Source organism: Halorubrum ejinorense, assembly GCF_055389685.1.
The window spans coordinates 104207-129970 of sequence record NZ_AP043777.1; the positions used below are offsets into that span (position 1 = coordinate 104207).

Genomic DNA, 25764 nt, shown 5'->3' on the forward strand with positions numbered 1-25764 from the left:
CCAACCTGTCGTGGACACACCACGGCACGACGAACCAACTCACCGTCACAGTGGAGGTGGCCCGTATGAGCCAGCAAACACTCTCGACGGGTACCGTTGAACAGTTATTCAATCGGCATGAAACGCGCCCGGAACTGTGGATCGGCGAACTCCAAAGCGGGCGCGTGAGACAGAATACGGTTCACGTGACACCGCCGGTCGATCCCGAGTACAGAGACAAGCTCGTACACGAGACGGGTGATGAAATCGCGGAGGCAATCACAGAACTCATCGAAAAGATAGACGCGCCGATTGAAGTACTAACGTACCCGCGGCCGGTATCGCGTACAGATGTGGATACTGCGGCGGTGCTGTGTCATGCGTTCCATATCAGTCCGCATTTCGTCGATGGCCGCGCGATCCAAGCTGACATCACTGACTTCAACGAGCGGGTGCTGCAAAACGTCCTCGACGTCGCCCACGAGAAAATCGCCGATAGCTTCCCCGACGTGTACAATGTCGAGGTGGGCGATCTCGATCTTGACCCGATCGCGACCGGTGGACCGACCGCCACGTGCCGGCTTGTCAACGAGGACGCCGAAGAACTCGCTGGCGTTGGCAAAGTCAATGCGGAGATGATGGAGCAGACCTACGACGCACTCACGCACGCGCGTGAGCCGTTCGTTCACCAGCTCATCGCTGAACCCGATGACGGGAAAAACTACATCACGTCTCGGCTCGCAGCACTATCGTCCGACCACACATACCAAGGGGATCGTGGACTCGCCCGACTCGTCAAAGAGGGGGCATCCGAGGACTTCGGTCGGCTGTTTAAATCGATCGGCCTCACGTCGAATTACAACATCGACATCGAAGACTACCTTCATATCAAATACGACCAGCAGGTCAATGGACAGACCGCCCACACGGTCACTATCAGAGATGCGATGCGAAAACGGTACGATACGAAATTCCAACACCGGCGCAAAATCGAGAAGTTAAAAGAAGTTGTACTGGGCCATCCTGATTTCCGACGACTGCTCAACGGCTCAACAGGCTGGAAACAAGCGGCAGAAGATCACGGGTACTACGGCCGATTCTGGATCCCGCCGGCGGCAATTAGCTACTTCACGAAACGGTACGCGCACTACTACGACATCGATCCGTGGACGTATTCGCCGGTCCGAGAAGCGCCGGAGTTCACGCCGCGTTCGGTACGCGATATCGACATCCAAACAGACTGGGAGACGCCGGGACCGACCGTCGACGCTGAACAGCGACATCAGACCGACGGAACTGACGCCCACCTAAAACTCGGCGACAGGTTCATCACATTCGCGCGTGCTCGCGGCGACGAGATCAGTCGTGTCGAACAAGATGGGGATTCGCTGCCGGATCAGGAGCTCACCCCAGACGAGGGCTACATCAATACCCTCGAAAAGCAGGTCGACAGCGACGTGGTTAACGTTGAACCGGAGTACAAAAACGAGTCCAAGCCGGCGAACATTCTCACGAACGTCGAACGCGCGATCGCTGCGGACCGGCACGTCGTCCTCGTCTGTAAAAGCGAATCGGCCGCTGACCGCGTCTACGATATCGTCTATGCGACGTATAACGAGCAAACTGAACACGGCGTCCAAACGTATCAGGGAGGCGCACTCCCCGAAATCGACGGGCAAATGCTCGTCACAGCCGAATCGGAGTCAACGTGGTGTCTCACACCCGATGGGATGCTCGTCTACGTCATCGACGGCGAGATCGTCACCCGGTGTCCGGCTGACGCGGATCTCACCGAGGTCGACCACGGCTGTGCGACGGCGCAGAAAGAAGACGGTAAATACATCGTCACCACCCGTGACGGTGAGACGCTGACCTACGAGAGCAGAACTGCGTTCAAACGAGAGTGGAGCCGGGTCACAACGCCTCACGTCCCGATCGACATCAGCTATCTCCAGTACGTGACGATCATGTACGAGACGGGTGCGGAAAGCGAAGACAGCGATGACTTCGTGGAATATAATGCCACACCCGAGTGGGAACGCGCCGGGGGCAAGATGGACCGGTACAAGGAGTTCGGAAGCGAGGTCAAAGACACGTTCCTCACCGAGACTCCTGACACCGAGCTCACCACCGATAAGTGTCACTCGACAATGATGGGAGTCTACCAGTGGTGTACTAGCAAAGACGCCCCAGACACGGCCAGATTCGGTGGAGGATTACCCGACATCGACCGGGACGACACGTCCGGAGGAAAGAAAATGCTCGTTGGCTATAAGTGGGTGTTCCCCCGCGGGCTCGTCTCGCCGCATCTCGCTGGTGTCGACGCCGACGCTGACCTCTCGCTGTAACCGCTGGCACCGATTTTTAAGCATGTCGTTAGAACGAACCTTCCTGCGACTTCGCTGGCCGGGTGTTGATATTGCCGATGAGCGACGCACGACACCACTGCGTGATGACCTCGCCCGGGCGGTGTACACCGCGACCCGCCAACCGGATGATCTCGTCGAGGTGACCATCCACACCGGCGCACAATCACAAGAGCTGCTGCTGGCGGCAGGGGACCGAACACTCGAAGCGAACTATCCGGTCATCCGGGCCGCCCAAGATGAGCTCCCACAAGAGATTGGGTTTGAGATCGTTGATACAACCAAACTGGGAGTCGCTCCCGCACTAACGGCGTGTCTCCTCGGCCCGGACACGACAGACACAGAAACGACTCGCTCCACCCGCAACCCGGAGCTATCCCCGCCACGAACGGCGCTCCAGGGGTATCTTGAGACGCTCATCGACACCGAGCTCGCACACGTGATTCGGATTCTCGTCCGGAACGCGGGCTCCAAACGAGAAGTAACACTCCGGGCAGCAGTATACGACCCCGACCGCCAGTGGGTGAGCGGCAGCGACTACGCCGCCACGCTCGATGACGGCACCATCGATCCGGCGACGTATTTCACCGACGACGCGATCACGTCGTCATGGCGCCTGCCGATTGACGGAACGTGGAGTATATCGGCAGACGCGCCCGTGCTCGGCGAGACCCATGAGACGCCGCGGCTGTATGTCGACACCGACAAACTCCGTGGACTCGGGCGTGACGAGACCCGCCGGCCGGACAGCCGCCGCCGACTCGCCCGCAGTTCCGAGGCGTTCGATGTCTTGCGGGACCGAACGCCAAGCCCGTCCCGACAGCGCGCATACAGCTCCCTCAACGTCGATCCATGGCTGACAGTCGATGCCGAGACGCTGCCAGCGTTTCTCGCGCACGTACCCGCCTACTACGACCGGGATCGATGGCCACGACGCGCTGGCTGGGAGCCGTTCACCTACAGTATTGAATCCGTGCTCCGCGAGGCACCGGGGACGGTCCCCGGAGCAACGGCGGATCGAACGACACCGACACCCGACCCACTCGATTCGCTCGATATCGACGCCACCGACGACCACACTAAAACCGCAGTCACGTGGTTACACACACGGGGAAAGCTTCAAGATCCGCGCTGGTTCCCTGCTGCCACGGTCGAACTTGTCCGCCCGGGCCTCGCACGGCCAGTCAGTATCGTCACCGACGAGACACTCGCTGCCGGGGATCTCATTGCGCTTGTCAGTGCCGCCGCCTGTAAGGAGACGACCGCGTACATCGTTACCGACACCGACAAGACGGCCGCCCGCGTCGCCAGACTGTTGGCCCAGCCGGTTCGTGAGACAAGGCCGGAGCGAGCGCGGCTGTATACGACCGCAGAGCCGCTCAAAGCCGATGGAACAATGGCAATGTTCCCTCGGTCAGCTGGCCCGCCGACGTGGTGGCTCCGGCCTGACGGCGCGCTCGAGTTGTACAGCGGTAAAGAGCGGCTCAGAGAGTGGACCCAGCCGTGGACAGCCGAGACGCTCGTCGCCTCGCTCCCGACCAGTCGCCGTGGTGACGATACGTACGTCGTCCGTGATGCCGACGGCGACCATCGCACGGAGTTTCAAACAGCAGACGACCTCGCAGCCTCGTGGGCGCCACTTCCAGCGCCCGTTGCGCCGGCGTTTCTCGCAACCGGGCTGTATCATGGAACGATCTTGACGCCAACGACCCGTGGATTCAAAGAGTATCGTCACCACCCAACGTGGGTGACAGAACATAATCCCCGGTATCGGTCGCCGTCATTTACCGAGGCAGTCGTCGACCGATTTCTCGACGAGTACACCGTCACAACGGACGCTGATCCGCTTGGGATCGACCAGGTGTTTCCGCGGCTCTGTACCTGGGTGCGAACAATTGATCCCTACGGGCTCGAGTTCGATCTTGATCGCGAGCACGTCGACTACCACATCAACGATCGTCGCCAGTGGCGGTATCCGCCCTCCGGGTCAGAGTAACCATCACCCCCACCGGCGAGTGTATGACTGACGGGGGCGCCGCCCCCAAAATGTCTGTTTCCTGTTACAAGATCAGAACTGAAACACAGAGCCAGCAGGGCCCGTGTGCGACCAGCAGCAACCCCGAACGAGCGGCCCCACCCTAGACCGGTTCCGTCGGGGTCTTGAGGGGCAGTGAACAATACATAATAACCCCCCACAGAGCCGCCAGTAGTCGGACCGCACCACCAGCAGCAGCACTCTGTTCGGCAGTACTTGCTACCGCACCAGCAGCACCACAAATCGCACGCAGGCGGCGACACAGCAGCAGCAGATTCCGACTAATATAGTAGATGTGGTTCCCAAATACAGCGGTCAGAACGCACTGCGTATGACTACCAACTCAGGGAGGGACCCAAGAATCAGTAACCGACTGGCGGCCGCTGTGGAAAGAGAGCTATCGATGGTGAGACGCGGCCGCATACTGGGCTCCAACCGGGATGGTAGAGTGGATGCTCAATAGGCCGCATCCCAACCAGATATACCTATTTTCTGATATAATCTTGGGATGGAAGAGTAAGCAGTGTGGCCGCTCGGACGCCGTCGCGAGACAACGGTGGTAGCGTCGATACTGGGATCGAGTCCCGACCGACAGCCGGGGGGCCAGGATAACTAGTAGGGTCGTGTCGCACCGCACTCGTCAGAGACCGATAGTTGCGGCACCATCGGTCCCCGTCGTGTCGATCCAGTTCGCATCATGGATGGAGACTGGTGAGGATCTTCGCAGAACAGGTGCGTCTGCGTGGGACCCTCAGTCCAGATGAGCGCATGACAACTTCGGCCCCGGACTACCGAGTCTCAGGACAAGCCAGTCGGCTTGACCCGCAGTCGGGGACGGATTTCGAGTTCGTAGTGAACAGTAGTGTCCGTTCAGTGTGCGTGACTCCGGTTACGGGTTTGTGAGTCTGACTGTATTCAGTATCCCGTCAACAGGTGTCGTCGTCGAGTCATGGTGATGGGGGTGGACTGCTGGTGGCCGTCGGCAGTCCGGATCCAATCTGAAACGAGGGGTGTTCAGTGCGCTTCAGCCGCCGGTGGCTGTGTCCCTTCGTCCCGGGCGGGCAATTCGTTTCGATTCGGACGTTCGTTGGGTCCCTCCTGTCTTTCTCACAGCCCCCGGCGCACTTACTATGCTGACGACAACTACTATCTCAGTCGGTAACTGGTGCTGCTGTAACCACCCCGTCCGGGGATTTAGCAGGAAACTGCCGCTGGTGACTCGAGGTAGAGCGATGTGCTGCTGCCGATGCTGCGGTAGGTAGCTGTCGCCAACAGAGGTGGGATTCCCCCTGGAACATCGCTCCTTGTATTCAGATAGTCGATCAGAATGTTCGAACCGAGGACTACGATTACCATTCGAACGTCCTCTGTGAATTTTGGACCATCCCTACGGACGGCCGTGAGTTTGGACCCCGTTACAACCCATCGGGGCCTGTAGGTTTTCATCTTCGAATGTGCCGCAGCACTATCGGACGATCTCAACAGAAAGATCCTAGTCTCGGTAACGGTTCAGAACAGCGTGTCGCCGACCTCAATGGACAAAACCCCCTAGGAGAGACAAATATATCCGGCGTGTCTAACACAAGAAGTTGGACATCTACAGGCCGTTCAAGGTGAATTCCTCAGGGCTTAGTCCGTAGCAGCTCACGAGAGATGTTGCCAAATCGTTATCGGGTCGGCGTCGTTTAGCTCGGCGTTTGTCTCCATCTTTCGAAGTTCTGTGACGCACCGCTTGGCGACAAGCGGATAGACGTCCGCAGGCGCGAACTCGAACTCAAGCCGCATGATCTCTTGCCAGTGTTCGGCCCAGATATCTTCGACGACGCGGGGATACAGATCTTCCACAAGGTGAACTCCGAACTCGTGACACTCTTCGATAACCAGCGAGCGAACCGTCTTACGGATCCGGGCAGACGTACAGTACATCGCGACAAGCTGTTCAGCACCCGTCTCTGCGTCATCCGGGTCTTGACCGAACTGTTCGCGATTCAACTCCTCGAACGCGTCGCGGACCACTTTCACGCGGCGGGCTTGGCTGTCGCTACGGACGACGACGCCTTCCGCACGGACATCACTGGCGAGCGATGACTGTGGAACGGTGTAGGTCTCTGGATCAAACTCGGTCGGCTTGGCGATGATCGTTGCGGGAACGAACGCGCGATCAGGCGACACGTTCTCGAATCGGATCCGGTCGAAGACGCCCCAAGCCGCCTCAGTCGAGAGAAATCCCCCGAAAGTCTCTGCGTACGGACTGCCCGGTGGCGTCATCGAGTCAATAGCCGCATACGGAAGGACATCAAAGCCGACGAGAGCGGGAAGGTCGCGTTCGGTGTATCCGTAGTCTAGCGTCGAGTACACGAAATTCTCTGCGTACACGATGAGCGGGCCACTATGTTCATTGTGGGCTCGACGGAGGGCGTCCACGTCGATTCCGTCGCGGAGACACCGGACGGCGCGGTGGAGCGCCCCGTCAATGTCCTCGAGATCGTCACGATGAGATCCCATGATGGAACGCCGTGTTCCGAAGACGAGACTTCCATCTCCGTCAGCGGCGTTTATCACAGGATCTGGATAAGACGACGCGTGGCGCTCGTCATAGAGTGTGAATCGGAACGAGCCCCCGTCAAACTTCTCAAGGACCACCAAATCCTCAGCATCGAAGAACGACTCGGGGACGACGGGGTGATCGTATCGTGGGATCTTTGGATAGACTTTCATCGGTTAGTAGCAGAATGGTGTGAAGGGTCAGGTATCACCGTTCGGTGGCCACTCAACGCCCTCCCACGTTCGAACGGCGTCGCCGACGACCGTCCGAAACTCATCGACCGGCGTGGTACGGACACTGGAGGGCATCGGACCATAGTCGTCCCACTCCGCAGTGTAGCGGACGACTCGCGATCGAAGACGACCGTCCCCCGAGTCCGGATCGTACGTTTCGAAGACGTGGTGGACACCGACCACGAGTACTTCTCCGAGTTCGTCGTGCTGGTAAATTGTGTTTTCAGTGAGGTTCATACGCGTTCAACGTGCTCATTCGAGCTCCGCATCCGGCCGGTCGATACCGTCTTCCAAGTCGGTGAGATCGCGTTCGAGTCGATCGATGTGCGTTTCAAGGTCTTCGACGCTCATCAGAGCGAGACGAAGGAACGCGTCGTCCCGCTCCGGCATCAACGGAAGCTGACTCGTCGATGCTGGCAGGTCATCCGACTGTCGTGCGCGTTTGCGGACAAGTTCTTCACGAGCGCTGCGCAGTTCTCGACGGATGAGTTCATCGTTGTCCATGGGTTGGCACACACCGGAGTACAGCCCACTACGGCCCCGGAAGGGCGGTCGCACGGACCGTCTCACCGAGTGTGTGGCTTTCTGACCACCGTTCGGAGATTCATGATAGCGTGTGCCGAGACCTATAATAAATACTTTCTGTAGAGTACATAAGTTCCAGTACAGCATCAACTCCATCGGCGCCAGTCACCCACTACAAGTCGTGTGGACAGTACGATCAGCCGACTCGGAAAGGCAGAATCCTTATGATTGCCTGACCAGAATTCTCGAATCATGCAAGCAGTCGTACTCGCGGCCGGCAAGGGCACGCGCCTCCGCCCGCTCACCGACGACAAGCCGAAGGGGATGGTCGAGGTCGACGGCAAACCCCTTATCACCCACTGCTTTGACCAACTCATCGAGCTCGGCGCGGACGAACTCATCGTCGTCGTCGGGTACATGAAAGAGCAGATCATCGACCACTACGGCGACGCCTACGAGGGCGTCCCGATCACCTACACCCACCAGCGCGAGCAGAACGGGCTCGCGCACGCGCTCCTCACGGTCGAGGAACACGTCGACGACGACTTTATGCTCATCCTCGGCGACAACGTCTTCCAGGCGAACCTCAAGGACGTCGTCCGGCGCCAGCGCGAGGAGCGCGCGGACGCGGCCTTCCTCGTCGAGGAGGTCCCCTGGGAAGAGGCCTCCCGCTACGGCGTCTGTGACACCAACCAGTACGGCGAGATCACCGACGTCGTCGAGAAGCCCGAGGACCCGCCGAGCAACCTCGTGATGACCGGCTTCTACACCTTCTCGCCAGCGATCTTCCATGCCTGTCACCTCGTTCAGCCGTCGAACCGCGACGAGTACGAGATCAGCGACGCGATCGATCTGCTCATCCAGTCCGGCCGCACCATCGACGCCATCGGCCTCGACGGGTGGCGCATCGACGTCGGTTACCCCGAGGACCGCGACGAAGCAGAGCGTCGACTCCAGGGGGACGACGCCGACGAGGATACCGGGACAGTCGTCGAGTCTGACGCCTAGGACGACGACAACGGGCGCTACCGTGGCGGCGTTTGCGGGGTCGTTCTGCCGTCCGCGGGAAAATCTCACGCACAGAGCCGGAGCAGCTGCTCACGCTTATACACGACCACGTCGACGTGCGCGGCGAGCGCGTCGCCGTCCTCGGACTCTCGTTTAACCCGGGCACCGACGACATCCGGAACTCTCGGGTGATTCCCGTCGTCGACGGGCTTCAGGCACGCGGCGCGACCGTGGTCGCGTACGATCCGGTGGCCACGGAGAACATGCGCGCGCACTTCCCGGACGTCGAGTACGCCGACTCGGCGGCGGCCGCGCTCGACGGTGCGAGCGCGTGCGTCGTCTGTACCGACTGGGACGAGTTCGCCGCGCTCGACGCCGAGTTCGACGCGATGGCGAATCCGGTCATCGTCGACGGGCGCCGCGTCATCGAGCGGCGCGACGGCCTCACCTACGAGGGACTCACCTGGTAGCGGTCACCCGGATCGACGATGCTACGAACCGCGACGACACGGCCGCCGCGGTCTCCGAGATACGTCGTCTTGGCGGCGAAGAGTGGCGATCCCCGAGAGGTCGCGGCGCTCCGATCAGTACCACCCAATAGCGGTCAGACCGTCTCGTCGTACCCGGACGTAGCTTGATCGAGACGGTGTTCGACATCGCTTCGGGCCGCGAATGAAATCGGCTCTGTCCGCTGCCAAGAGAGGGCCAAAAGAACCGGGACGTCGGCCCGATCGATCGCCGCCGACTCGGAGAGGTCCCCAACAGTCGGCGTTGGCTCGGAGCCAGCAGTGTCGACGGCCGTGGGACCTGCCGCTCGGCCTTGGAGATCGGCGACGGTGGCGATTTCGTCGTCGAAAAGGGCCTCGATGCTGGCGGTCGACAACCGCGAGAATTCCGCAAGCGGTCCGGAGACGGCGAGGGTGTCAGCGTCAGGCGAGATGCGGATCGGCTTCGCGAAGACAGAGAGATCGCCGTCGATCAGCTCAAGTGCGTCCTCAAACCCATCACGAGCCTGCCGGTACCGGATCTTGGCGACGGTCTGTTCCCCGTTTGCGTGTGCTCGCACGGCCGTTTGGAAGCTGTTCTCGGCGGCTGTGAGACGGGTTTTAACCGTTTCGCGGCGTTCTTGTAGCTCCGAGAGCTGTTGTCGAGCAGCCTGAATATCAGTTAGTGCCTCTTCGATTGCGTCGCGGCGGTCATCACCGGTCGAGAGTCGCTCGAGGACCGTTCGGTACCCAGTGATCGCGGTCTCATACTGGTCGCTCGCCTCGTCAAGCGATCCCTCGCTGCGGGCACTCGCGGCAGCTTCGACGACGTCCTCACAGTTCTGGATGGCGTGGTCGATATCAGTCGGGTGGGTTGGGTCAGTGAGTTCTGGGTCCGGAACCCCGGCAACTGCTGTCTGGACGGTATCGGTGAACTCTCCGTCCGGATCGTGTAGTTCGTACGTGAACGAGTCGTCGACAGTTTCGAGTGAAATCTCCCGACGGCGCTCACCCGGGAGATCGACGCGATCGACTTCAATCGACGTAACGGTCGTCAGCGGCACGGACACCAGGGTGGCATCGATCAGCTTAGACACGACGACAAAGAGGTTGTCAGAGGTGACAGCCAGCCACACGGTTTGCGTCAGTCCACCGGTCGTTGTTTTGACGGCGGCGCGGAACGTCTCGGCCTCGCTAAGCGCATCGACGACATACCCTCGGATGGCGTCCGGAAGCTCGTTTTGCTGTGTACAGTACTCAGTCATATAGATGACATGCTCGTTGGTGGTAAACTTGGATTTACCGGCGAGATACCACCAAACACACACGAAGACTACTGTTCGCGAGATGCGATATCGGCGAGTATCCCGAGCGGACCCGCGACGCAACGTTCTCCCACGGTTGACGCCGTGGGCCCTCTTTTTGATCAGGTGTAGCGGACACTAGTGTTAGAAGTCCAATAGTCGAGGCGAGGGACAGGGCACTGTCGAAGAATCCTCTACTGTCTGTACTGTCGATATCAAAGTGGCATCTCGACGTCTTCCACCTGCCGCACTCGGTAGAACCGGACCCACCGCGTCAGCACGCGCCAACACACGGCGGCGACGGCGGCCCCGACCGCGTTCACGAGCAGGTCGCCGAAGTCGGCGGTCCGCGCGTCCAGCGTCGACTGGAGCAGTTCGATGCTGCCACCGTACCCGACCGCAATGAGGAACACGACGGCCAACACAGTCCGGTCGCGCCACGCCGAGTCTTGAAGCGCGTACGCGAGCGTCACCGCGAGCCCGGCGTACGCCAGCCCGTGGAGCCACGTGCTGTACGGGAGGACGCCGAGCGGCCCGGTCTGAATCACTCCACTGCCTGGTGGCGTGAACACCGAGAAGTAGAGAATCGTCGCCGCGACCGCGAGAACCCCTGCCAGTCGGAGCGAGCGCGGAACGAGTGGCAGCCGCAAGCGACTCATTGTGTCCGCACTCCCACAGGATCGACAAAAGCCTGCGGGTTCGGACCACGATCCCGAGCCGCCAAACGGGTACGCTTTTTACCCGCGCGCCGGTCGTCGCTGATAATGCTGCGCTCGGAGGGACCTCCATGGAGTTGATCGACGACGAGGGGCGGCTGTTCGGCCGCGTCAACGTCATCGACGCGCTGGTCGTGTTGCTGATCGCTGCCGTCGTCGTCGCAGGCGCCGCGTTCGTCTTCGCAGACGATCCGGAGCCGGCGCCGGCGCCGGAAACGGACACCGCCTACGCGACGCTCGACGTCGGCACCGTCTCGCCGTACATCGTCGACGCGATCGAGGAAGGCGACACCCACAGCCCCGACGGTTCATCTGATCTCCGCATCACGGACGTTCACCTCACGCCACAGGGCGATCAGACGCGCGTCGTCCTCCGCGTGGCGCTCGAAGGCGAGCTCAACGACCAAGACAGCCTCATCTACGGGGGCGCCCCGCCGCGGCTCGGCCGGACGCTCGACATCACCACCGACCGCTACCAGATCGGTGGCCAGATTCGTGCCGTAGGCGACAGCGACGCGCTGACCACCGAACAACAGCGCGTGCTGCTCTCGAGTCAGGTCGACGCGGGCACCGCCACAGATGTAACCCCCGGCGACGAGATTCGGCTCAGCGACCGCACGGTCGCTCGCATTAACAACGTCACCACCTACACGACCGACCGACCCACCCAACGCCAACTCCTCGTCGAGGCGACGCTCACCGGGCACCGCCAGCAGGACCGGCTCCGGTTCGGCGGCACACCGGTTAGACGCGGTCAGACGGTAACGCTACCCACGAGCGACTACACGCTCGACGCGCAAATCGAGCAGGTCGGCGGCGACATCAGCCTCGGTGCGACCACGACCCGTACGGTCACCCTCCGGATGGAGGAGGTCCGCGAGGACTTCGCGGACGCCATCGAGCCGGGGATGGTCGAACGCGCCGGCGACACCACGGTCGCCCGGGTCACCGGCGTCGAGACGGAACCCTCGCTCATCATCGCGACCGGTGATGACGGCAGCGTCAACGTCGTCGACCACCCGGTGGACCGCGAGGTGACGATCACCGCGGACCTCCAACTGCGAGAGACACCGGCCGGGCTCGCGTTCAAGGGCGACCAGATTCGCCAAGGGTCGACAGTCACCCTGGATCTGGGCACGGCCACCGTGGAGGCGACGGTCGTCTCTGTGGGCCGGTGACCGGATCGCCGGCCTGCCCCAGTCACAACACACATGAGCGCTCACCCGGAAATCTATGTAGATGAGTGACGAGACGGAGGCGGGCACGCCAACCGGAAGCGTTGTGCGGCGGGCAGCCCGCGAGTCGCGTCTCGGCCGCCTGTGGAGGCGGACGGCGGGAGTTGTGCGCAGTTCTTTCCTGTACCGGTGGCTCACCGCGGAGCCGGATCCGGAGGTGATCGTGATCGACCTCCGGGAGACGTGGACGGTCGGTCCGTTCATCCGACTGCTGGATGCGGTCTTGGATCGCCTCATTCCCGCACTCGAGGACTCGCGGATCGCCACGGCGGCCCGCGCAGGTGCTTCGTACACACTTGCGGCGCCAGCAGTCGTGGCTGGCCTCGCCGTCCTCGCAGTCGGGCTCCTCCTCGCGCTCGGGAGCGTCGCGGCCGGAACCCTCGGCACGACACGGCTCGGCCTCGCGGTCGGGCTCGTTATCGCAGGCGTGATCGCAACCCGTGAACGCCGGAGTTGGGCGGAGCTCCGCGAAACCCGACCGGTCGAACTCCTGGTTGCCGCACTGGAGCCCCCAGAGCCGCCAGCGGAGTCGGAGCCAGAAGGAGAGCAAACTGAAGACACGCACAACACTCTCTCAGGCGATCCCGACGACCCCGATTCCGACCCAACTGAGAAGCAGCACTGACGGGCAGACACCCGATCGCGAGCCCGCAACCGGGGCCTTTTAGCTTCCGTCCGCCATCCGATGTCGGTAGTGACCACCACGGAGCTGCTCGTTGCGATACTCGCCGGGATCGTTCAGGGGGTCGTCGAGTGGCTCCCCGTCTCGAGTCAGGGGAACCTCTCGCTCGTGCTCACGCTCGTCGGCACGGATCCCGCCGTCGCGGTCCAGCTCGCCTTGTTCCTCCAGTTGGGCACGACGCTGTCGGCCGCGACCTACTACCGCGCGGAGATCGCGACCATCCTCAGAACACTTCCCGGATGGCGTCCCGCGAACGCGTACGACGCCGACCACGCGATCGCGACGTACGTCGTCGTGGCGTCGCTGTTCACCGGGCTCGTCGGGATTCCATTGTATATCCTCGCCGTGGATCTCGTCAGCGACCTCACGGGCGGCGTCTTCATCGCCGCCATCGGGGTCCTCCTCGTGATCACCGGTCTCCTCCAGCGGGCGTCGGACAGCGTCAGCATGGGCGGCCGCGAGACGCCGTCACTCGTCGACTCGATCCTCGTCGGCAGCGCCCAGGGGTTCGCCATCCTCCCCGGCATCTCTCGGTCGGGCGTGACCGCGAGCACGCTGTTGTTCCGCAGCTACGACCCGCCGACTGCGTTTCGACTCTCCTTTCTGCTGTCAATTCCCGCATCGGTTGGCGCGGCCGCGCTCACCCTCGCCAGCGCGGGCGGGCTTCCCGGCATCGCACCAGTGCCCGCGGCGGTCGCACTCGGCGTGAGCGCCGTCGTCGGCTACCTGACGATCGACGCGCTCATGCGCGTCGTCGAGCGGGTGCCGTTCGCGACGGTGTGTTACGCCCTCGGCGGGATCGCGATCGCCGGCGGACTCGTCCTCACGCTCGTCGTGTGATCTGGCGGTCCTGTCTGCGCCCCACTCGGTCAACACTGTGTTTCAATACACCAGGTACTCAGTGCGAGAAAACGACGAGTCGCGGTCTCGAATCCACTGTGCGACTTCCTGCTGGAAGCGCTCGAACCAGTGGAGATCTTCGTATCGCACCCCGAGCTTGCGGTCGACCCCCTTGGGCGGCGATATTAAGTCCCGCGGCGTCGAACAAAGGGATATGAGCAGCATCGATCTGCCGGCCGGGGTGTTAGATGCGATCGCGGCACCGCCGGACGATCGCGAGCCCATCGTCAGGCAGGAGCTCGCCGTCTCGCTGTACCGAGAGGAGTATCTCTCCTTCGGGAAGGCACGAGAGCTGGCCGGCCTCTCGAAGGCGGAGTTCCATCAGCTGCTTGGCGAGCGGGAGGTCGAGCGTCACTACACCGCGGAGGACCTCGCGCTCGACGTCGAGTACGCTCGGGAATGACAGTCGTCTCGAACACGTCGCCGCTGTTGAACCTGGCACTCATCGAGCGGCTCCAGCTGGTCGAAGCCCAGTTCAGTGAGGTCGTCGTTCCGACGGCGGTCTGGAACGAACTCACGGCCGGGTTCGACGGCCGCGACCGCATCGAGGCGTTCCGCGATCGAGGCGGGATGCGGGTGGTCTCGCCGGAGCCGACGGAGTTGCGAACCGAGTTCGAACGCGAACTCGATCGCGGCGAGGCCGCGGCTATCGCGCACGCCATCGATATCGACGCGGACCGAGTACTCATTGACGAGCGAGAAGGCCGTGCGACTGCCACGCGTCACGACGTGCCGGTGACCGGGGTCGTGGGAATTCTCCTCCGGGCGTCGAGTCAGGGAGAGATCGATCTCGAAGCGGAACTCAACGCGCTTCGTGAGGCTGGCTTTTGGATCTCAGATGCGCTGTACGAACGCGCTCTTGAGATGGACGCGGAATAAGCCTCAGTAACCACGGCGTTCGGGCAGTCGTTTCATCGGGTTTCGTGGCAGCAAGTCACGAGATGATTGGATCCGTGAGAAGAGCCGACTGCGCCGACTCAGTCCCCACTCGACGCCGACACCGTCGCGCTTGCGCCCGGCCCCGCATCACCGACCTCCTCACCGATTCCAGACTCCGCCTCCGCCGCCAGCGTCTCCACGTTCGCGAAGACGAAGCCCGCGAACCCGACCCGGAGCAGGATGTCGAGGTACTCCAGCGTGACCGTGCCCGTGAAGGTGTCCAGCAGCCCGGCGATCTGGAACATCGCCCACGCGATCAGGACGCCGAACGCGAACAGCGCGAGGTTCCGCGTCTTCTTGTAGAACAGCTCGCGGGCGGGCGACTGCCGCGCCGCCGCCGTCGCGAGCGGCCCGAAGAACAGCGCGAGCAGGACCACGTAGCCGACGAGGATGCTCCCGGTGCCCGCCAGCGCGAGCGGCCCCTCGAACACGGCGGCGAAGTCGTAGCCCAGCCGCATCGCGACCGTGATCGCGACCACGCCGCCGACGTACCGCCGGCTCGCCCCGGCGACGAACGCCGCGAACCCGAACAGGAACGGGTAGCCGGTGTAGTCGATGATCAGCTGCCCGCCCTCCAGCGTGCCGTTCGCGACCGAGAACGCCCCGATGCCGGCGCCCCAGAGGCCGACGCCGAGCCCCGCGAGCGCGACGACGGCCACGAACGGGTAACAGTAGCGCCGGAGGCTCGCGGGCTTGCGGCTCGCGAGCGCGAGCAACACCACGGCGGAGACCGCGTAGATCCCCGCGGAGGTGAAGCGCACCACCGACGGCTCAATCATCGGCGCTCACCCCCGCGTCGCCGGCGGTCGGACTCGCGGCGACCCCGGTCGCACCGTCGACCGCACCGTCGCCCTCGCTCCGCGTCTCGAACTGGTCGAGTCGCTCGGTGAGCGAGGCGGTCCGGTCCGAGAGCGCCGTCGCCGTTGCCGCGAGGTCGCCGACCGTCTCGGCGGTGTCGTCCGCGGTCTCCGCGAGCGCCCGGGCGCGGTCCGCGGCGTCGGTGGCGGAGCCGTGGACCGCCTCGACGCGCGCCGCGACCGACTCGATCCCCTCGGCGCCCTCGTCGGTCGCCCGCGCGATGTCGCCCATCGCCACGTCGACGTCCTCGACGGTGCCGGTGAGCTCCTCGATCGCGTCGCCGGCCGCGCGCACGGCCGCGGTCGTCTCGTCTAACTCCGTCATCGTGCGGTCCATCTCGCCGGCGACCGCCGACACGTCCTCGGTCACCTCGCCGATGGTCGCTTCGATCTCCGTCGTCGACTCGCGCGTCTCCTCGGCGAGCCCCTTCACCTCGTCCGCGACGACGGCGAACCCGTCGCCGTCGCCGCCCGCCCGCGACGCCTCGATCGAGGCGTTCAGCGCGAGGATGTTGGTCTGCTCGGCGATGTCCGCGATCACGTCGGTCGTCTCCGCGACCCCGTCCATCCGGTCGTCGAGCCCGGCGACCAGGTCGTCGAGCTCGTCGAGGAGGTCGCCGATGGCGACGATCGCCTCGATCGCCTCGGTCGCCCGCCGTTCGCCCTCGGTGCCGAGCTCGGCCGCGGCGGACGCGTCGCCCGCCACCTCGTCGGTCGTCGACGCGATCTCCTCGACGGTCGCCGAGAAGTCGTCCGTGTCGGCGGCCGTCTCGCGCAGCCGGTCGGTCTGTTCATCCAACTCGTCGGCCAGCCCCCGCATCTCGGCGGCCACCTCCTGGTTCATCGCCGCCACGTCGTCGGCCTCGGCCGCCATCTCCTCGCTCGTCGCCTCCACGTCGCCCGCGAACGACTGGATGTCCTCGACGGTGGTCGAGAGCCCGCCCGTCATCTCGTTGTACGCGGCCGTGATGCGCTCTATCGCGTCGACGTCGCTCTCCTCGTCGAGCCGGTGAGTGAGGTCGCCGTCGGCGGCGTCCTCCATGGCGCCGCCGATCTCGTCGGCGCGCGCTAACAGCGTCTCCGACATGGACTCCGCCTCCTCGCGGGCCGCCTCCGCCTCGCTTTGCGCGCGCTCGGACTCGGCGACCGCGTCCCGGAGCGACCGCCGCGTCTCGTCGAAGGCCTCGAAGAGCCGGCCGATCTCGTCCGGCCGGTCGGAGGTCGCGCTCGCGTCGAACTCCCCGCGACCGACCGCCTCGGCCGTCTCCGTCAGCCGGCGGAGTTCGACCGCGACGTTCCCGACCAGGACGATGCCCAACAGTCCGAGGTTCAGCGTGACGACGACGCCGACCGAGACCAGCGCCGCCGTCGCGGCCGCCGCCGTCCCGGCCGTCGCCACGTGTCCCGCGAAGAGGGCGACGAACCCGAGCGTCACGGCGAGCGTCAGGATGACGGAGGCGCCGACCCGGCGACCGTACCGCGTGGTGATCGCGTCCAACATACGTGTTATCTGAGAGGAACGAGACGCCCTACTTAGGAGTACAGACCGAATTATACGAGACGATAATTTGATCGGTCCGAGAGCGTCCCCGACCGGCTCCGAGAACACCGAACGCGACCGTCCGTGGCGTTCGATCGCTCCCGAGCCGCGACGGGGAGTCGAACCGGGGATCGGGCTTTTCCCCCGGCCGCGCTACCCACGACCATGCCGAGTGTCAGCGACACGTACATCGAGAACCGCCAGCGCGTCCAGCCGACCCACACGAACAACTACGCGTCCGCACACGGGGGGAACGTCGTCAAGTGGATGGACGAGATCGGCGCGATGTCCGCGATGCGCGCCGCCGGCGAGACCTGCGTCACGGCCAAGATCAACGGGCTCGACTTCAAGCGACCGGTCCCGCAGGGCGACACCTGCGTCATCGAGTCGTACGTGTACGCGGTCGGGCGCACGAGCCTCCGGACGCGGATCCGCGCGTACCGCGAGTCGCCGCGCACGGGCGAGCGCGAACTCACCACGGAGTCGTACTTCGTGTTCGTCGCCGTAGACGCCGACGGGAGCCCGACGCCGGTCCCTGAACTCGAGGTCACGGGCGAGCGCTGCCGAGAACTCCGCGACGAGGCGCTCGCCGCGGAGCCGGACGAGGACCGGTGACGGTCCGCGAGAAGCGATGGGGCGGAACTCGGGCGAACCGGGCGGGACGGGTTCGGTGTGTCCAGCCGCCGCGTCGGGCGTCACCGCTTCGATGCTCTCGATCGGGTGCGGCGAAGGCTCGGCGCCTCCTCGCGGTCGGGACGGACGACGTCGGCGAGGCCGCCGCGCCGACCGAGCGCCGGAGCGCGGTGAGACGGCCAGGCGACAGGTCGGGCCGGCGCAGACTCCGGGGTCGCGAGGACGGGAACGTAGTGAAGCCGGTCGAGCCGCTGTGACCCGATGGTTCGTGCCCTCTCGCGACGGCGGAGCGGTCCCGCCGAGACGGGGTGCCGGAGTGCGCCCCGTTCACAGGCCGACGAGCAGTATCGACGCCGCAACCGCGGTCCCCGCCCAGCCCGCGCCGACCCAAGTCAACACGGCGAACGCCTGTCGCGCGCCCTCGCGGCTCCACGCGGACTCGCCACCGAGATGGCGCTGAACCGCCGACATCGAGTCGCCGAACCCGACCGAGCCGCCCCACGTCGCGACGCCGAAGCCGAACAGCAGCACGCCGAGCGCGAACGAGGTGTCGGTCGCTCGCCGCGCCCCGGCGAACGGGAAGAGCGCGCCCGCGACGACGACCCCGAGGAGGCTGCCGATGCCGACCCACCGCGCGACCGTCCGTCCGGACGGCCGTCCGTCGCGGTCAGTCAACGGTCTCTCGCATCCGGGGGTCGAGCGCGTCGCGCATCCCGTCACCGAGGAGGTTGAACCCGAGCACCGTCAGCGCGAGCAGCAGACCGGGGAAGAAGGACCACCACCACGCCCCGGAGAACAGCCCGAACTCGACGCCGTTCGAGAGCATCATGCCCCACGTCGGCTCCCCCGGGCTGGCGCCGAACCCGAGGAACGACAGCGCGGCGATGTCGATGATCGCGAGCCCGTAGTTGAGCGTCGACTGGACCGTTATCGGCGCGAGGCAGTTCGGGAGGACGTGGCGAACGAGCAGCCGCGGGTCCGTCGCGCCGAGCGCTTTCGTGGCGTCGGTGTACTCGTCTTCGAGCACCTTCAGCGCGGCTCCGCGGACGACGCGGGCGAACCGAGGGGTGTAGACCAGCGTCAGCGCCCCGACGGCACGCCACAGCCCCAGCTCTTCGGGGAAGATGGTGACGAGCGCGAGCGCTAACAGTAGGGACGGGAACGACAGCAGGACGTCCATCGTCCGCATGATGACGTTGTCGGTCAGATCGCCGTAGTACGCCGCGACGATTCCGAGACTCACCCCGAGGAACGTCGAGGCGACGACGGTGACCGTGCCGTAGAGGACCGCGTACCAAGCCCCGTACATCACGCGCGGGAAGATGTCGCGGGCCTGCCCGTCCGTTCCGAAGAGGTACTCCGAGCTGGGCGGCGACTCAGCCGGATTCGTCCCGAACTGGGTCGCCATGAGTTCGCTGAGGTCGTAGGTGAACCGCGCGTAGACCGCGACGAGAACGACGGCCACGATGATGACGATCCCGGTGATCGCGAGTCGGTTCGAGAGGAGCTGCGAGAGGAACGGGCTCGCGCGCAGCCGCTCGGCGATGCTTCGGTCGACGGTTCCGGTCTGTGTCTCCGTGCTCATTGTTCGATGCGTGGATCGAGGACCGAGTAGGTGAGGTCGACGCCCAAGTTGACCAGCGTGTACAACACGGCGAAGACGAGGACGGTTCCCTGGACGACGGGGTAGTCGCTACGGTTGATCGCGTCGACGAGGAGCGTTCCGATGCCGTTGATCTCGAAGACGGTTTCGGTGAGCACCGCACCGCCGAGCAGCGATCCGAACTGGATGCCGATCACGGTGATGACGGGGATGAAGGCGTTGCGAAGCCCGTGTTTCATGACGGTGATCTTCGATCCCTGCCCCTTCGCCCGAGCGGTCCGCATGTAGTCTTGACGGAGCACTTCGACCATCGACGAGCGCATCATCCGCGAGAGCAGCGCCATCTGATAGATGCCGAGCACCACCACGGGCAAGAGCAGATGGACGGCCGCGGACTGGAACGCCGCGATGTTCCCCGCTAACAGCGTGTCGACGAGGATGAGTCCCGTGACCGGTTCGACGAAGTACTCGGAGCCGATTCGACCGCTGGTCGGGAGGAGACCGAGGAACTGCGCGAAAAGCAGGATGAGCAGCGGGCCGCTCCAGTAGATCGGGACGCTGATTCCGCTCAGCGCGCCGATTCGGGTGAGGTGATCGGTCCACGTGTCCTGCTTGACCGCGCTGAGGATCCCCAGCGGGAGCCCGAACAGGAGACCGGCGAACTGCCCGAGCAGCGCGAGTTCGATCGTGATCGGAAGCCGGTCCGTGAGGATCTGGCTCACCGGCGTGCCTCGGTTCACCTGGTAGGACTGACCGAAGTCGAAGGTCACGACCTCACCGAGGAAGCGGACGTACTGCTGCCAGAGGGGGTCGTCGAGCCCCAGGTCGGATCGCACCTGGTCAACGAACTCCTGGCTGGCTCGCTCGCCGGCGATGACCACGGCGGGATCGCCCGGGGAGAGGTGGAGAATGGCAAAGACCACCGTCGCGACCCCGAACAGCACGGGGATAAGCATGAGCAGCCGTTTGAAAACGAAGCGTTTCGAGACCATTCAGGGGAACGGGTGCGCGGGACGGTCAAAAAGTCTGTGTTCGGTGCGAGCTACTCGAGTTCGACCGCTTCGAGGAACGGTCCGCCGATCGCCGCGACGGTGTAGTTGCTCACGCGGTTGGACACGCCGCGGACCTCGTCGGCGTAGTCGATGAACACCCACGGCGCCTCGTCGTGTGCGATCTGAGCGGCCTCCCGGTACAGCTCGGCCCGATCCTCTTGGTTCGTGGTCCGTTGAGCCTCTTCGACGACGCTCATGTACTCGCTGTTGGCCCACGCGGCGTTGTTCGAGGTGTTGAACCCCTCGGTGTCCCAAGAGACCCAATCCTGTCCCTCCGGCACGTCGGTCTGCGGGTGCAAGAGGACGTAACAGAAGTTGTCGGGGTCGGCGTTGTCGGTGTACCAGCCGGCGAGCGTCGCGTCGTGACTGCCCTGACTGGTGTACGTGAGGTAGTCGGAGAACTGTCGGTCGTCGATCGACACCTCGATGCCGACCTCGGCGAGGTTCGACCGGATCGTTTCCGCGGTCGGCAGCGGCGCCGGGTTGTAGCCGCGGGGGTTCTGGAACGTCGTCAGCGAGAAGGAGAACCCGTCGCCGTAACCGGCCTCTTCGAGGAGGCTCTGGGCCTGTTCGGGGTCGTACTCGTAGGGGCTGATGTCGTCGTTGTGGCCGAACAGCGCGGGCGGGATCGGCTGGTCGGCCTGCGTGGCGATCCCCGAGTAGATGTTCTCGACGATGGCCTGCGTGTCGATGGCGTAGCTGATCGCGCGGCGGACCCGGCGGTCGCGGAACGCCTCGACGCGCGAGAGGTTGAACGCCATGTAGCCGATGTTGATCCCCGTCGCCGTCCGGCTCTCCGCGGTGTCGGACCCGTCGATGATCTGCATGCTGTCGGGGTCGAGCCCGTCGATGATGTCGAGCTCCTCCTCGACGAGCGCCTGGGCACGCGTGGAGTTCTGACCGCGGGTGAGGAACAACACCTCGTCGACGTTCGGGGTCTCGCCCCAGTAGTCGTCGAAGGTGGTGAGCCGGATGCGGTTGTTGGCGTCGTCGAGGGTGTCGAGCTGGAACGGGCCGGTGCCGACCATCTCCTCCCCGAGGTTCGTGTCGCCCTCGATCGCGTCCTGAGAGATGACGACGGCCGCGAACATCGCGAGGTTGCGCAGGAACGGCGCGTACGTCTGGGTGAGCGTGATCGAGAGCTCGTAGTCGCTCGGCGCCTCGATGCTGTCGATCCAGTTACCGAGCGTGAACGGCCCGTACACGGAGGCGTCCTCGAAGTTGTACTCGTAGTCGTCGTCGACGAACCGCCGGTACGTGGCGATGAAGTCGTCGGCCGTGAACTCCGACCCGTCGTGGAAGCTCACGCCCTCTCGCAGCGTGAGCGTCACCGAATCCCCCTCGAGCGACCAGTCGGTGGCGAGCGACTCGACGAGCGACGCCTCGCCCGGCTGGAAGGCGATCAGGCCTTCGTACGCCTGATTGGTGACCTTCGCGACCTCACCGCTGGTCGTGTTCTGCGGGTCGAGGGTACTGGAGTGAGCCCCGCGGCCGTAGCGGAGAGACGCCGCGCCGTCACCGCCGTCGTCACCGTCCATCCCGTCGTCGCCGTCGCCACCGTCACCGCCGTCGCCGCCGTCACCACCGTCGCCGCCGTCGCCGCCGCATCCGGCGAGAGAGGCGACCGATGCCGTCGCTACCGTCGCGCCGCCCGCTCGTTGTAAGAAGCTGCGTCGTGACGTTCCTGTGGTATCAGGACACATACACCGGCATATATGAGCTACCTAAATAATTCTGGTGGAGAGACAGGACACAATCGCGTCATAAGACCCGGCCGAGTGGTCCTGTAATCACTCGCCGGTAGGTCACTCGTCGTACAGGTGGCACGCGGCGGGGTGGCCGCTCTCGCCGAGTTCGGGGTTGTCTCGTTCACAGACGCTCTCGAACGTCTCGCGGAGCGTGGCCTCTGCCTCCGCCCACCGGTCGTGTTTGATGTGTTCGAAGGACTCGGCCACGACCGCTCGCGCCTCCCCCGAGAGCGGACCGTCGAAGAAGTACTCGAAGAGCGTCGGATGTTCGCCGCCGTCGGCGACGGCGGTCCGCGCCGACTCGTCTTCGATGCGGACCTCCGACTCGATGGCGTCGAGGTCGACGTCTCTCGCCTCTAACCGCTGTCGGTAGAACATCACCTCGCGATAGCGCTCCTGGTCGATGTCGAGGTTGTCCGGCGGAATGATCGAGGGACAGCGGGTGCGGAACCGGCAGCCGGAGGGCGGGTTGATCGGTGACGGGACATCCCCCTTGAGGATCGTTCGATCGTCCGTGTTGGCGAGGGGGTCGGGCTCCGGGATCGCGGACAGGAGCGCTCTGGTGTACGGGTGTTTCGGCGTCTCGAACAGCTCGCCCGTCTCGGCGACCTCGACTATCTCGCCGAGGTACATCACCGCCACCCGGTCGGAGATGTGGCGGACGACGCTCAGGTCGTGGGCGATGAACAGGAAGGTGAGCCCGAACTCCTCTTGGAGGTCCTCCAGCAGGTTGATGATCTGCGCCTGAACGGAGACGTCGAGCGCCGACACCGGCTCGTCGGCGACGATGAAGTCGGGGTCCACCGCAAGGGCCCGCGCGATGCCGACCCGCTGACGCTGACCGCCGGAGAGCTCGTGCGGGTATCGGCCGAACTGGCCGCGCTCTAACCCGACCGCGTCCATCAGCTCGAAGACGCGCTCGCGGCGGCGTCCCTCGGCGAGGTCGTGAATCTTCAGCGGTTCCATGATCGTCTGGCCGGCCGTCATCCGCGGGTCGAGGCTCGACATCGGGTCCTGGAACACCATCTGCATGTCTTTCCGGCGCTTGCGGAGGTCCGACTTCGAGAGCGAGCCGAGGTCCTCACCGGCGAACACGACCTTCCCGTCGGTCGGCGGGTCCAGGTGGAGGATCGCCCGTCCCGCCGTGGACTTCCCGCAGCCGGACTCGCCGACGAGCCCCAGCGTCTCCCGCTCGTGGACGTCGAGATCGATCCCGTCGACGGCCCTGACGCTCGGGTCGCCGCCGCCGAACACGCGGTCGAGCGCGCCGGCCTCCTGTTGGTAGTACTTCCGCATCTCGCGGACCTCGACGAGCGGGTCGCCGATGGCGGACCTGGCACCAGCGGCGGGCGCGTCGGTCCCGTACATGTCCTTGTCGAACTCGTCGTGGACGCATTTCGACCGGTGGTCGACGTCGTCCGGGCCGTGCTGGAGGAACGGGATCTCCCCCTCGCGGCACTGGGGTTCGGCCCAGGGACAGCGCGGCGCGAAGTGGCACCCGTCGGGCATGTCGATCAGGTCGGGGACGTTCCCCTCGATCGGGGTCAGCCGCTCTTTTTTCTCGGTGGGGATCGATTCGAGCAGCGTGTAGGTGTAGGGGTGGCTGGGGTTGGAGAAGATCTCTTCGACTGGGCCTTCCTCGACGATCTCGCCGGCGTACATCACGGCCACGCGGTCACAGGTCTCGGCCACGACGCCGAGGTCGTGAGTGATCATCAGGACTGACATCCCGAACTCCTCTTGGAGGTCGTCGATCAGATCGAGGATCTGCGCCTGAATCGTCACGTCGAGCGCGGTCGTCGGTTCGTCGGCGATGAGGAGGTTCGGCCGGCAGGCGAGCGCGATGGCGACGAGCACGCGCTGGCGCATCCCCCCCGAGAACTCGTGTGGGTAGTCGTCCAGGCGCTGTTTCGCTTCCGGAATGCCGACCGCCTGAAGCATTCTGACGACTTCGTCCATCACCTCCTCGTCACCGTCTCGACCCCCGACTTTCGGGAGGATCTCGCGGACCCCGTTGAACCACGAGTCGTGCTTTTGACCGCCGTACCGGTGGAGCCGCAGGGACTCGGCGATCTGCTCGCCGACGGTGACCGCCGGGTTGAGCGAGGTCATCGGGTCCTGGAAGATCATCCCCATCTCGCCGCCGCGGACCCGGCGGACGGCCGCCTCGGGAGCTGCCGTCACGTCGATGATCCCCTCGTCGACGTCGACGTCGCTCGGCGCCGCGCCGGCGCGGATCCGCTCGCGGGCGTCGGCGTCGAGGAAGACGAAGCCGTCGACGGCGTCGGCGAGTGCGGCCTCGAGGTCGTCGCCGACGGTCTTCGGGTCGGCGTCGGCTTCGAGGCGATCTGCGGCGGCCCTGAGGTCGCTGGCGAGGTCTTCCGGGTCCGCTTCGGCGGCGAGGTCGTCGACCATTCCGCGGAGCTCGGCCGGGGTGTCGGGAACGCGCCGTCCGGCGCGGAGGCCGCTGCTCACGGCCGCGATCGCGTCGATCAGTCCGGACGGGTACGGAACGTACGCGTCGTCGAACTCGTCGAGGAGGGCGGTGGCGAGCGCCGGATCCGCGAGGGTGATCCGGCCACCGACGACGTCGCCGGGGTCGTCGACGAGGTCCATCGCAGAGAGGGCGGTGACGCTCTTTCCGGAACCCGACTCACCCACGAGGCCGACGGTCTCGCCGTGCTCGATCGAGAGGTCGATACCGTCGACGGCCTTGACCGCGCCCCGTTCGGTTCTGAACTGAGTCCGGAGCGCCGAAAGCGAGAGCAGATCGGTCACTGTCGGCGGTAGCGCGCCTTACGGAAATATATCTTGGGGACAGTGGAACCATTTATACGACTACCCGAGCGTCTGCTGGTATGAGCGAACCCGCAGGCGACGACGTGCCCACGAACGTACGGGCGGGAGACGGGTGGTCCGCCGTCATCGAGGACATGGAAGCGACCGCGGCGGAGTACCGAGAGCGCGGGTGGACGACGCTCGAACTCCATCCCGGCGATTCGGTCCTGGTCGACTCGGACCGTCGGACCGGCCTCGACGTCGTCCTCCCCGGCCCGGAGTTCGAGGAGCTAGAGTCGCTCGTCGACGACCGACGGTTTCGAGACGTCGAGGTGTTCCGGGCGGAGGGAGACGAACTGCTCTACGTGCTGGTCGTCGAGGTCGCGCCCGAGAGCGAAACGGCCGTCTTCGTCCCCGCGTACTACGATCCGAGCCAGGCGGCGGAGACGATCGAATCGATCAGAGAGGCGGGGACCGTGCGCCTCTTCTGCCGTCGGTTGAACGACGACACCGTGCGGTTCGTCCACGACGATCCGGCGCCGTTCCTCCCGGAACCGGTCGAGTGATCGGAGTCCCGCGGGCTCGGAGTGATCGTGCGGCG

Annotated in this window: 22 protein-coding genes and 1 pseudogene; 11 read left to right on the forward strand and 12 right to left on the reverse strand. The window is 64.6% G+C overall.

Annotated features, from left to right (window positions below; genetic code table 11):
• Positions 1-65 precede the first annotated feature (65 nt).
• The gene (locus tag ACZ5KW_RS01665; protein WP_343779238.1) at positions 66-2327 is read left to right on the forward strand and encodes a hypothetical protein; all 2262 of its coding nucleotides are present in this window, start codon (positions 66-68) and stop codon (positions 2325-2327) included.
• Between the two features lie 22 nt (positions 2328-2349).
• Entirely contained in the window at positions 2350-4341 is a 1992-nt protein-coding gene (locus tag ACZ5KW_RS01670) for a hypothetical protein (RefSeq protein ID WP_343779240.1), read from the forward strand.
• A gap of 1683 nt (positions 4342-6024) precedes the next feature.
• Here ACZ5KW_RS01670 and ACZ5KW_RS01675 read toward each other — a convergent pair.
• The 3 genes from ACZ5KW_RS01675 to ACZ5KW_RS01685 are packed head-to-tail and all read right to left on the reverse strand — an operon-like array spanning position 6025 to position 7662.
• Positions 6025-7098, reverse strand: coding sequence for a hypothetical protein (locus ACZ5KW_RS01675; protein ID WP_343779242.1), 1074 nt, complete (start codon positions 7096-7098; stop codon positions 6025-6027).
• A 27-nt stretch (positions 7099-7125) separates the two neighbouring features.
• On the reverse strand, positions 7126-7395 hold the full coding sequence (locus tag ACZ5KW_RS01680; RefSeq protein WP_343779244.1) for a hypothetical protein: 270 nt from the start codon (positions 7393-7395) through the stop codon (positions 7126-7128).
• 15 nt (positions 7396-7410) lie between these two features.
• On the reverse strand, positions 7411-7662 hold the full coding sequence (locus ACZ5KW_RS01685; RefSeq protein ID WP_343779245.1) for a hypothetical protein: 252 nt from the start codon (positions 7660-7662) through the stop codon (positions 7411-7413).
• Between the two features lie 273 nt (positions 7663-7935).
• On the opposite strand from ACZ5KW_RS01685, the gene aglF reads away from it, so the two are divergent.
• Both aglF and ACZ5KW_RS01695 read left to right on the forward strand, forming a co-directional pair.
• The gene (gene aglF, locus ACZ5KW_RS01690; RefSeq protein ID WP_343779247.1) at positions 7936-8691 is read left to right on the forward strand and encodes a UTP--glucose-1-phosphate uridylyltransferase AglF; all 756 of its coding nucleotides are present in this window, start codon (positions 7936-7938) and stop codon (positions 8689-8691) included.
• Positions 8692-8768: 77 nt separating this feature from the next.
• Positions 8769-9161: pseudogene (locus ACZ5KW_RS01695) on the forward strand (UDP binding domain-containing protein); the annotation flags it as partial.
• Positions 9162-9295: 134 nt separating this feature from the next.
• On the opposite strand, the gene ACZ5KW_RS01700 reads toward ACZ5KW_RS01695, so the two are convergent.
• Positions 9296-10441, reverse strand: coding sequence for a PspA/IM30 family protein (locus ACZ5KW_RS01700; protein WP_343779249.1), 1146 nt, complete (start codon positions 10439-10441; stop codon positions 9296-9298).
• Positions 10442-10695: 254 nt separating this feature from the next.
• A complete protein-coding gene (locus ACZ5KW_RS01705; protein WP_343779251.1) occupies positions 10696-11139 on the reverse strand; it encodes a VanZ family protein in 444 nt (147 codons plus the stop codon).
• Positions 11140-11267: 128 nt separating this feature from the next.
• Between ACZ5KW_RS01705 and ACZ5KW_RS01710 the strand changes: the two genes are divergently transcribed.
• From ACZ5KW_RS01710 to ACZ5KW_RS01730, 5 genes are all read left to right on the forward strand, one after another.
• A complete protein-coding gene (locus ACZ5KW_RS01710) occupies positions 11268-12374 on the forward strand; it encodes a DUF4330 domain-containing protein (RefSeq protein WP_343779253.1) in 1107 nt (368 codons plus the stop codon).
• A 61-nt stretch (positions 12375-12435) separates the two neighbouring features.
• Complete coding sequence (locus ACZ5KW_RS01715; RefSeq protein WP_343779255.1) at positions 12436-13056, forward strand: hypothetical protein; 621 nt, start codon at positions 12436-12438, stop codon at positions 13054-13056.
• Between the two features lie 60 nt (positions 13057-13116).
• Entirely contained in the window at positions 13117-13953 is an 837-nt protein-coding gene (locus ACZ5KW_RS01720) for an undecaprenyl-diphosphate phosphatase (RefSeq protein ID WP_371152690.1), read from the forward strand.
• 214 nt (positions 13954-14167) lie between these two features.
• Complete coding sequence (locus ACZ5KW_RS01725) at positions 14168-14416, forward strand: UPF0175 family protein (protein WP_343779259.1); 249 nt, start codon at positions 14168-14170, stop codon at positions 14414-14416.
• Complete coding sequence (locus ACZ5KW_RS01730; RefSeq protein WP_343779261.1) at positions 14413-14892, forward strand: PIN domain-containing protein; 480 nt, start codon at positions 14413-14415, stop codon at positions 14890-14892. Before ACZ5KW_RS01725 ends, ACZ5KW_RS01730 begins: the two co-directional genes overlap by 4 nt.
• A gap of 98 nt (positions 14893-14990) precedes the next feature.
• On the opposite strand, the gene ACZ5KW_RS01735 is transcribed toward ACZ5KW_RS01730, so the two are convergent.
• Entirely contained in the window at positions 14991-15731 is a 741-nt protein-coding gene (locus tag ACZ5KW_RS01735) for a hypothetical protein (RefSeq protein ID WP_343779263.1), read from the reverse strand.
• Positions 15724-17310, reverse strand: a complete 1587-nt coding sequence (locus tag ACZ5KW_RS01740) for a methyl-accepting chemotaxis protein (protein WP_343779265.1) — start codon at positions 17308-17310, stop codon at positions 15724-15726. Before ACZ5KW_RS01740 ends, ACZ5KW_RS01735 begins: the two co-directional genes overlap by 8 nt.
• Positions 17311-17514: 204 nt before the next feature.
• Between ACZ5KW_RS01740 and ACZ5KW_RS01745 the strand changes: the two genes are divergently transcribed.
• Complete coding sequence (locus ACZ5KW_RS01745; RefSeq protein WP_343779267.1) at positions 17515-17964, forward strand: acyl-CoA thioesterase; 450 nt, start codon at positions 17515-17517, stop codon at positions 17962-17964.
• A 345-nt stretch (positions 17965-18309) separates the two neighbouring features.
• Here ACZ5KW_RS01745 and ACZ5KW_RS01750 read toward each other — a convergent pair whose 3' ends face one another.
• The 5 genes from ACZ5KW_RS01750 to ACZ5KW_RS01770 all read right to left on the reverse strand — a co-directional run bounded on the left by ACZ5KW_RS01750 (position 18310) and on the right by ACZ5KW_RS01770 (position 25163).
• A complete protein-coding gene (locus tag ACZ5KW_RS01750; RefSeq protein ID WP_343779269.1) occupies positions 18310-18657 on the reverse strand; it encodes a DUF7268 family protein in 348 nt (115 codons plus the stop codon).
• Positions 18650-19567 (reverse strand): ABC transporter permease, encoded by a 918-nt coding sequence (locus tag ACZ5KW_RS01755; protein WP_343779271.1) that lies wholly within the window; start codon positions 19565-19567, stop codon positions 18650-18652. Before ACZ5KW_RS01755 ends, ACZ5KW_RS01750 begins: the two co-directional genes overlap by 8 nt.
• A complete protein-coding gene (locus tag ACZ5KW_RS01760; protein WP_343779273.1) occupies positions 19564-20577 on the reverse strand; it encodes an ABC transporter permease in 1014 nt (337 codons plus the stop codon). The genes ACZ5KW_RS01755 and ACZ5KW_RS01760 overlap by 4 nt, the downstream gene beginning before the upstream one ends.
• Positions 20578-20627: 50 nt before the next feature.
• Positions 20628-22340, reverse strand: coding sequence for an ABC transporter substrate-binding protein (locus ACZ5KW_RS01765; RefSeq protein ID WP_343779275.1), 1713 nt, complete (start codon positions 22338-22340; stop codon positions 20628-20630).
• Positions 22341-22442: 102 nt separating this feature from the next.
• Positions 22443-25163 (reverse strand): dipeptide ABC transporter ATP-binding protein, encoded by a 2721-nt coding sequence (locus tag ACZ5KW_RS01770; RefSeq protein WP_343779277.1) that lies wholly within the window; start codon positions 25161-25163, stop codon positions 22443-22445.
• Positions 25164-25243: 80 nt separating this feature from the next.
• Between ACZ5KW_RS01770 and ACZ5KW_RS01775 the strand changes: the two genes are divergently transcribed.
• A complete protein-coding gene (locus ACZ5KW_RS01775; protein WP_371152697.1) occupies positions 25244-25729 on the forward strand; it encodes a DUF7529 family protein in 486 nt (161 codons plus the stop codon).
• Positions 25730-25764: the final 35 nt, after the last annotated feature.

Bases quoted from the DNA above. Each gene is read 5' to 3' on its own strand.
- ACZ5KW_RS01665 (WP_343779238.1), top strand. From the start codon at position 66: ATGAGCCAGCAAACACTCTCGACGGGTACCGTTGAACAGTTATTCAAT.
- ACZ5KW_RS01670 (WP_343779240.1), top strand. From the start codon at position 2,350: ATGTCGTTAGAACGAACCTTCCTGCGACTTCGCTGGCCGGGTGTTGAT.
- ACZ5KW_RS01675 (WP_343779242.1), bottom strand. From the start codon at position 7,098: ATGAAAGTCTATCCAAAGATCCCACGATACGATCACCCCGTCGTCCCC.
- ACZ5KW_RS01680 (WP_343779244.1), bottom strand. From the start codon at position 7,395: ATGAACCTCACTGAAAACACAATTTACCAGCACGACGAACTCGGAGAA.
- ACZ5KW_RS01685 (WP_343779245.1), bottom strand. From the start codon at position 7,662: ATGGACAACGATGAACTCATCCGTCGAGAACTGCGCAGCGCTCGTGAA.
- aglF (WP_343779247.1), top strand. From the start codon at position 7,936: ATGCAAGCAGTCGTACTCGCGGCCGGCAAGGGCACGCGCCTCCGCCCG.
- ACZ5KW_RS01700 (WP_343779249.1), bottom strand. From the start codon at position 10,441: ATGACTGAGTACTGTACACAGCAAAACGAGCTTCCGGACGCCATCCGA.
- ACZ5KW_RS01705 (WP_343779251.1), bottom strand. From the start codon at position 11,139: ATGAGTCGCTTGCGGCTGCCACTCGTTCCGCGCTCGCTCCGACTGGCA.
- ACZ5KW_RS01710 (WP_343779253.1), top strand. From the start codon at position 11,268: ATGGAGTTGATCGACGACGAGGGGCGGCTGTTCGGCCGCGTCAACGTC.
- ACZ5KW_RS01715 (WP_343779255.1), top strand. From the start codon at position 12,436: ATGAGTGACGAGACGGAGGCGGGCACGCCAACCGGAAGCGTTGTGCGG.
- ACZ5KW_RS01720 (WP_371152690.1), top strand. From the start codon at position 13,117: ATGTCGGTAGTGACCACCACGGAGCTGCTCGTTGCGATACTCGCCGGG.
- ACZ5KW_RS01725 (WP_343779259.1), top strand. From the start codon at position 14,168: ATGAGCAGCATCGATCTGCCGGCCGGGGTGTTAGATGCGATCGCGGCA.
- ACZ5KW_RS01730 (WP_343779261.1), top strand. From the start codon at position 14,413: ATGACAGTCGTCTCGAACACGTCGCCGCTGTTGAACCTGGCACTCATC.
- ACZ5KW_RS01735 (WP_343779263.1), bottom strand. From the start codon at position 15,731: ATGATTGAGCCGTCGGTGGTGCGCTTCACCTCCGCGGGGATCTACGCG.
- ACZ5KW_RS01740 (WP_343779265.1), bottom strand. From the start codon at position 17,310: ATGTTGGACGCGATCACCACGCGGTACGGTCGCCGGGTCGGCGCCTCC.
- ACZ5KW_RS01745 (WP_343779267.1), top strand. From the start codon at position 17,515: ATGCCGAGTGTCAGCGACACGTACATCGAGAACCGCCAGCGCGTCCAG.
- ACZ5KW_RS01755 (WP_343779271.1), bottom strand. From the start codon at position 19,567: ATGAGCACGGAGACACAGACCGGAACCGTCGACCGAAGCATCGCCGAG.
- ACZ5KW_RS01760 (WP_343779273.1), bottom strand. From the start codon at position 20,577: ATGGTCTCGAAACGCTTCGTTTTCAAACGGCTGCTCATGCTTATCCCC.
- ACZ5KW_RS01765 (WP_343779275.1), bottom strand. From the start codon at position 22,340: ATGTGTCCTGATACCACAGGAACGTCACGACGCAGCTTCTTACAACGA.
- ACZ5KW_RS01775 (WP_371152697.1), top strand. From the start codon at position 25,244: ATGAGCGAACCCGCAGGCGACGACGTGCCCACGAACGTACGGGCGGGA.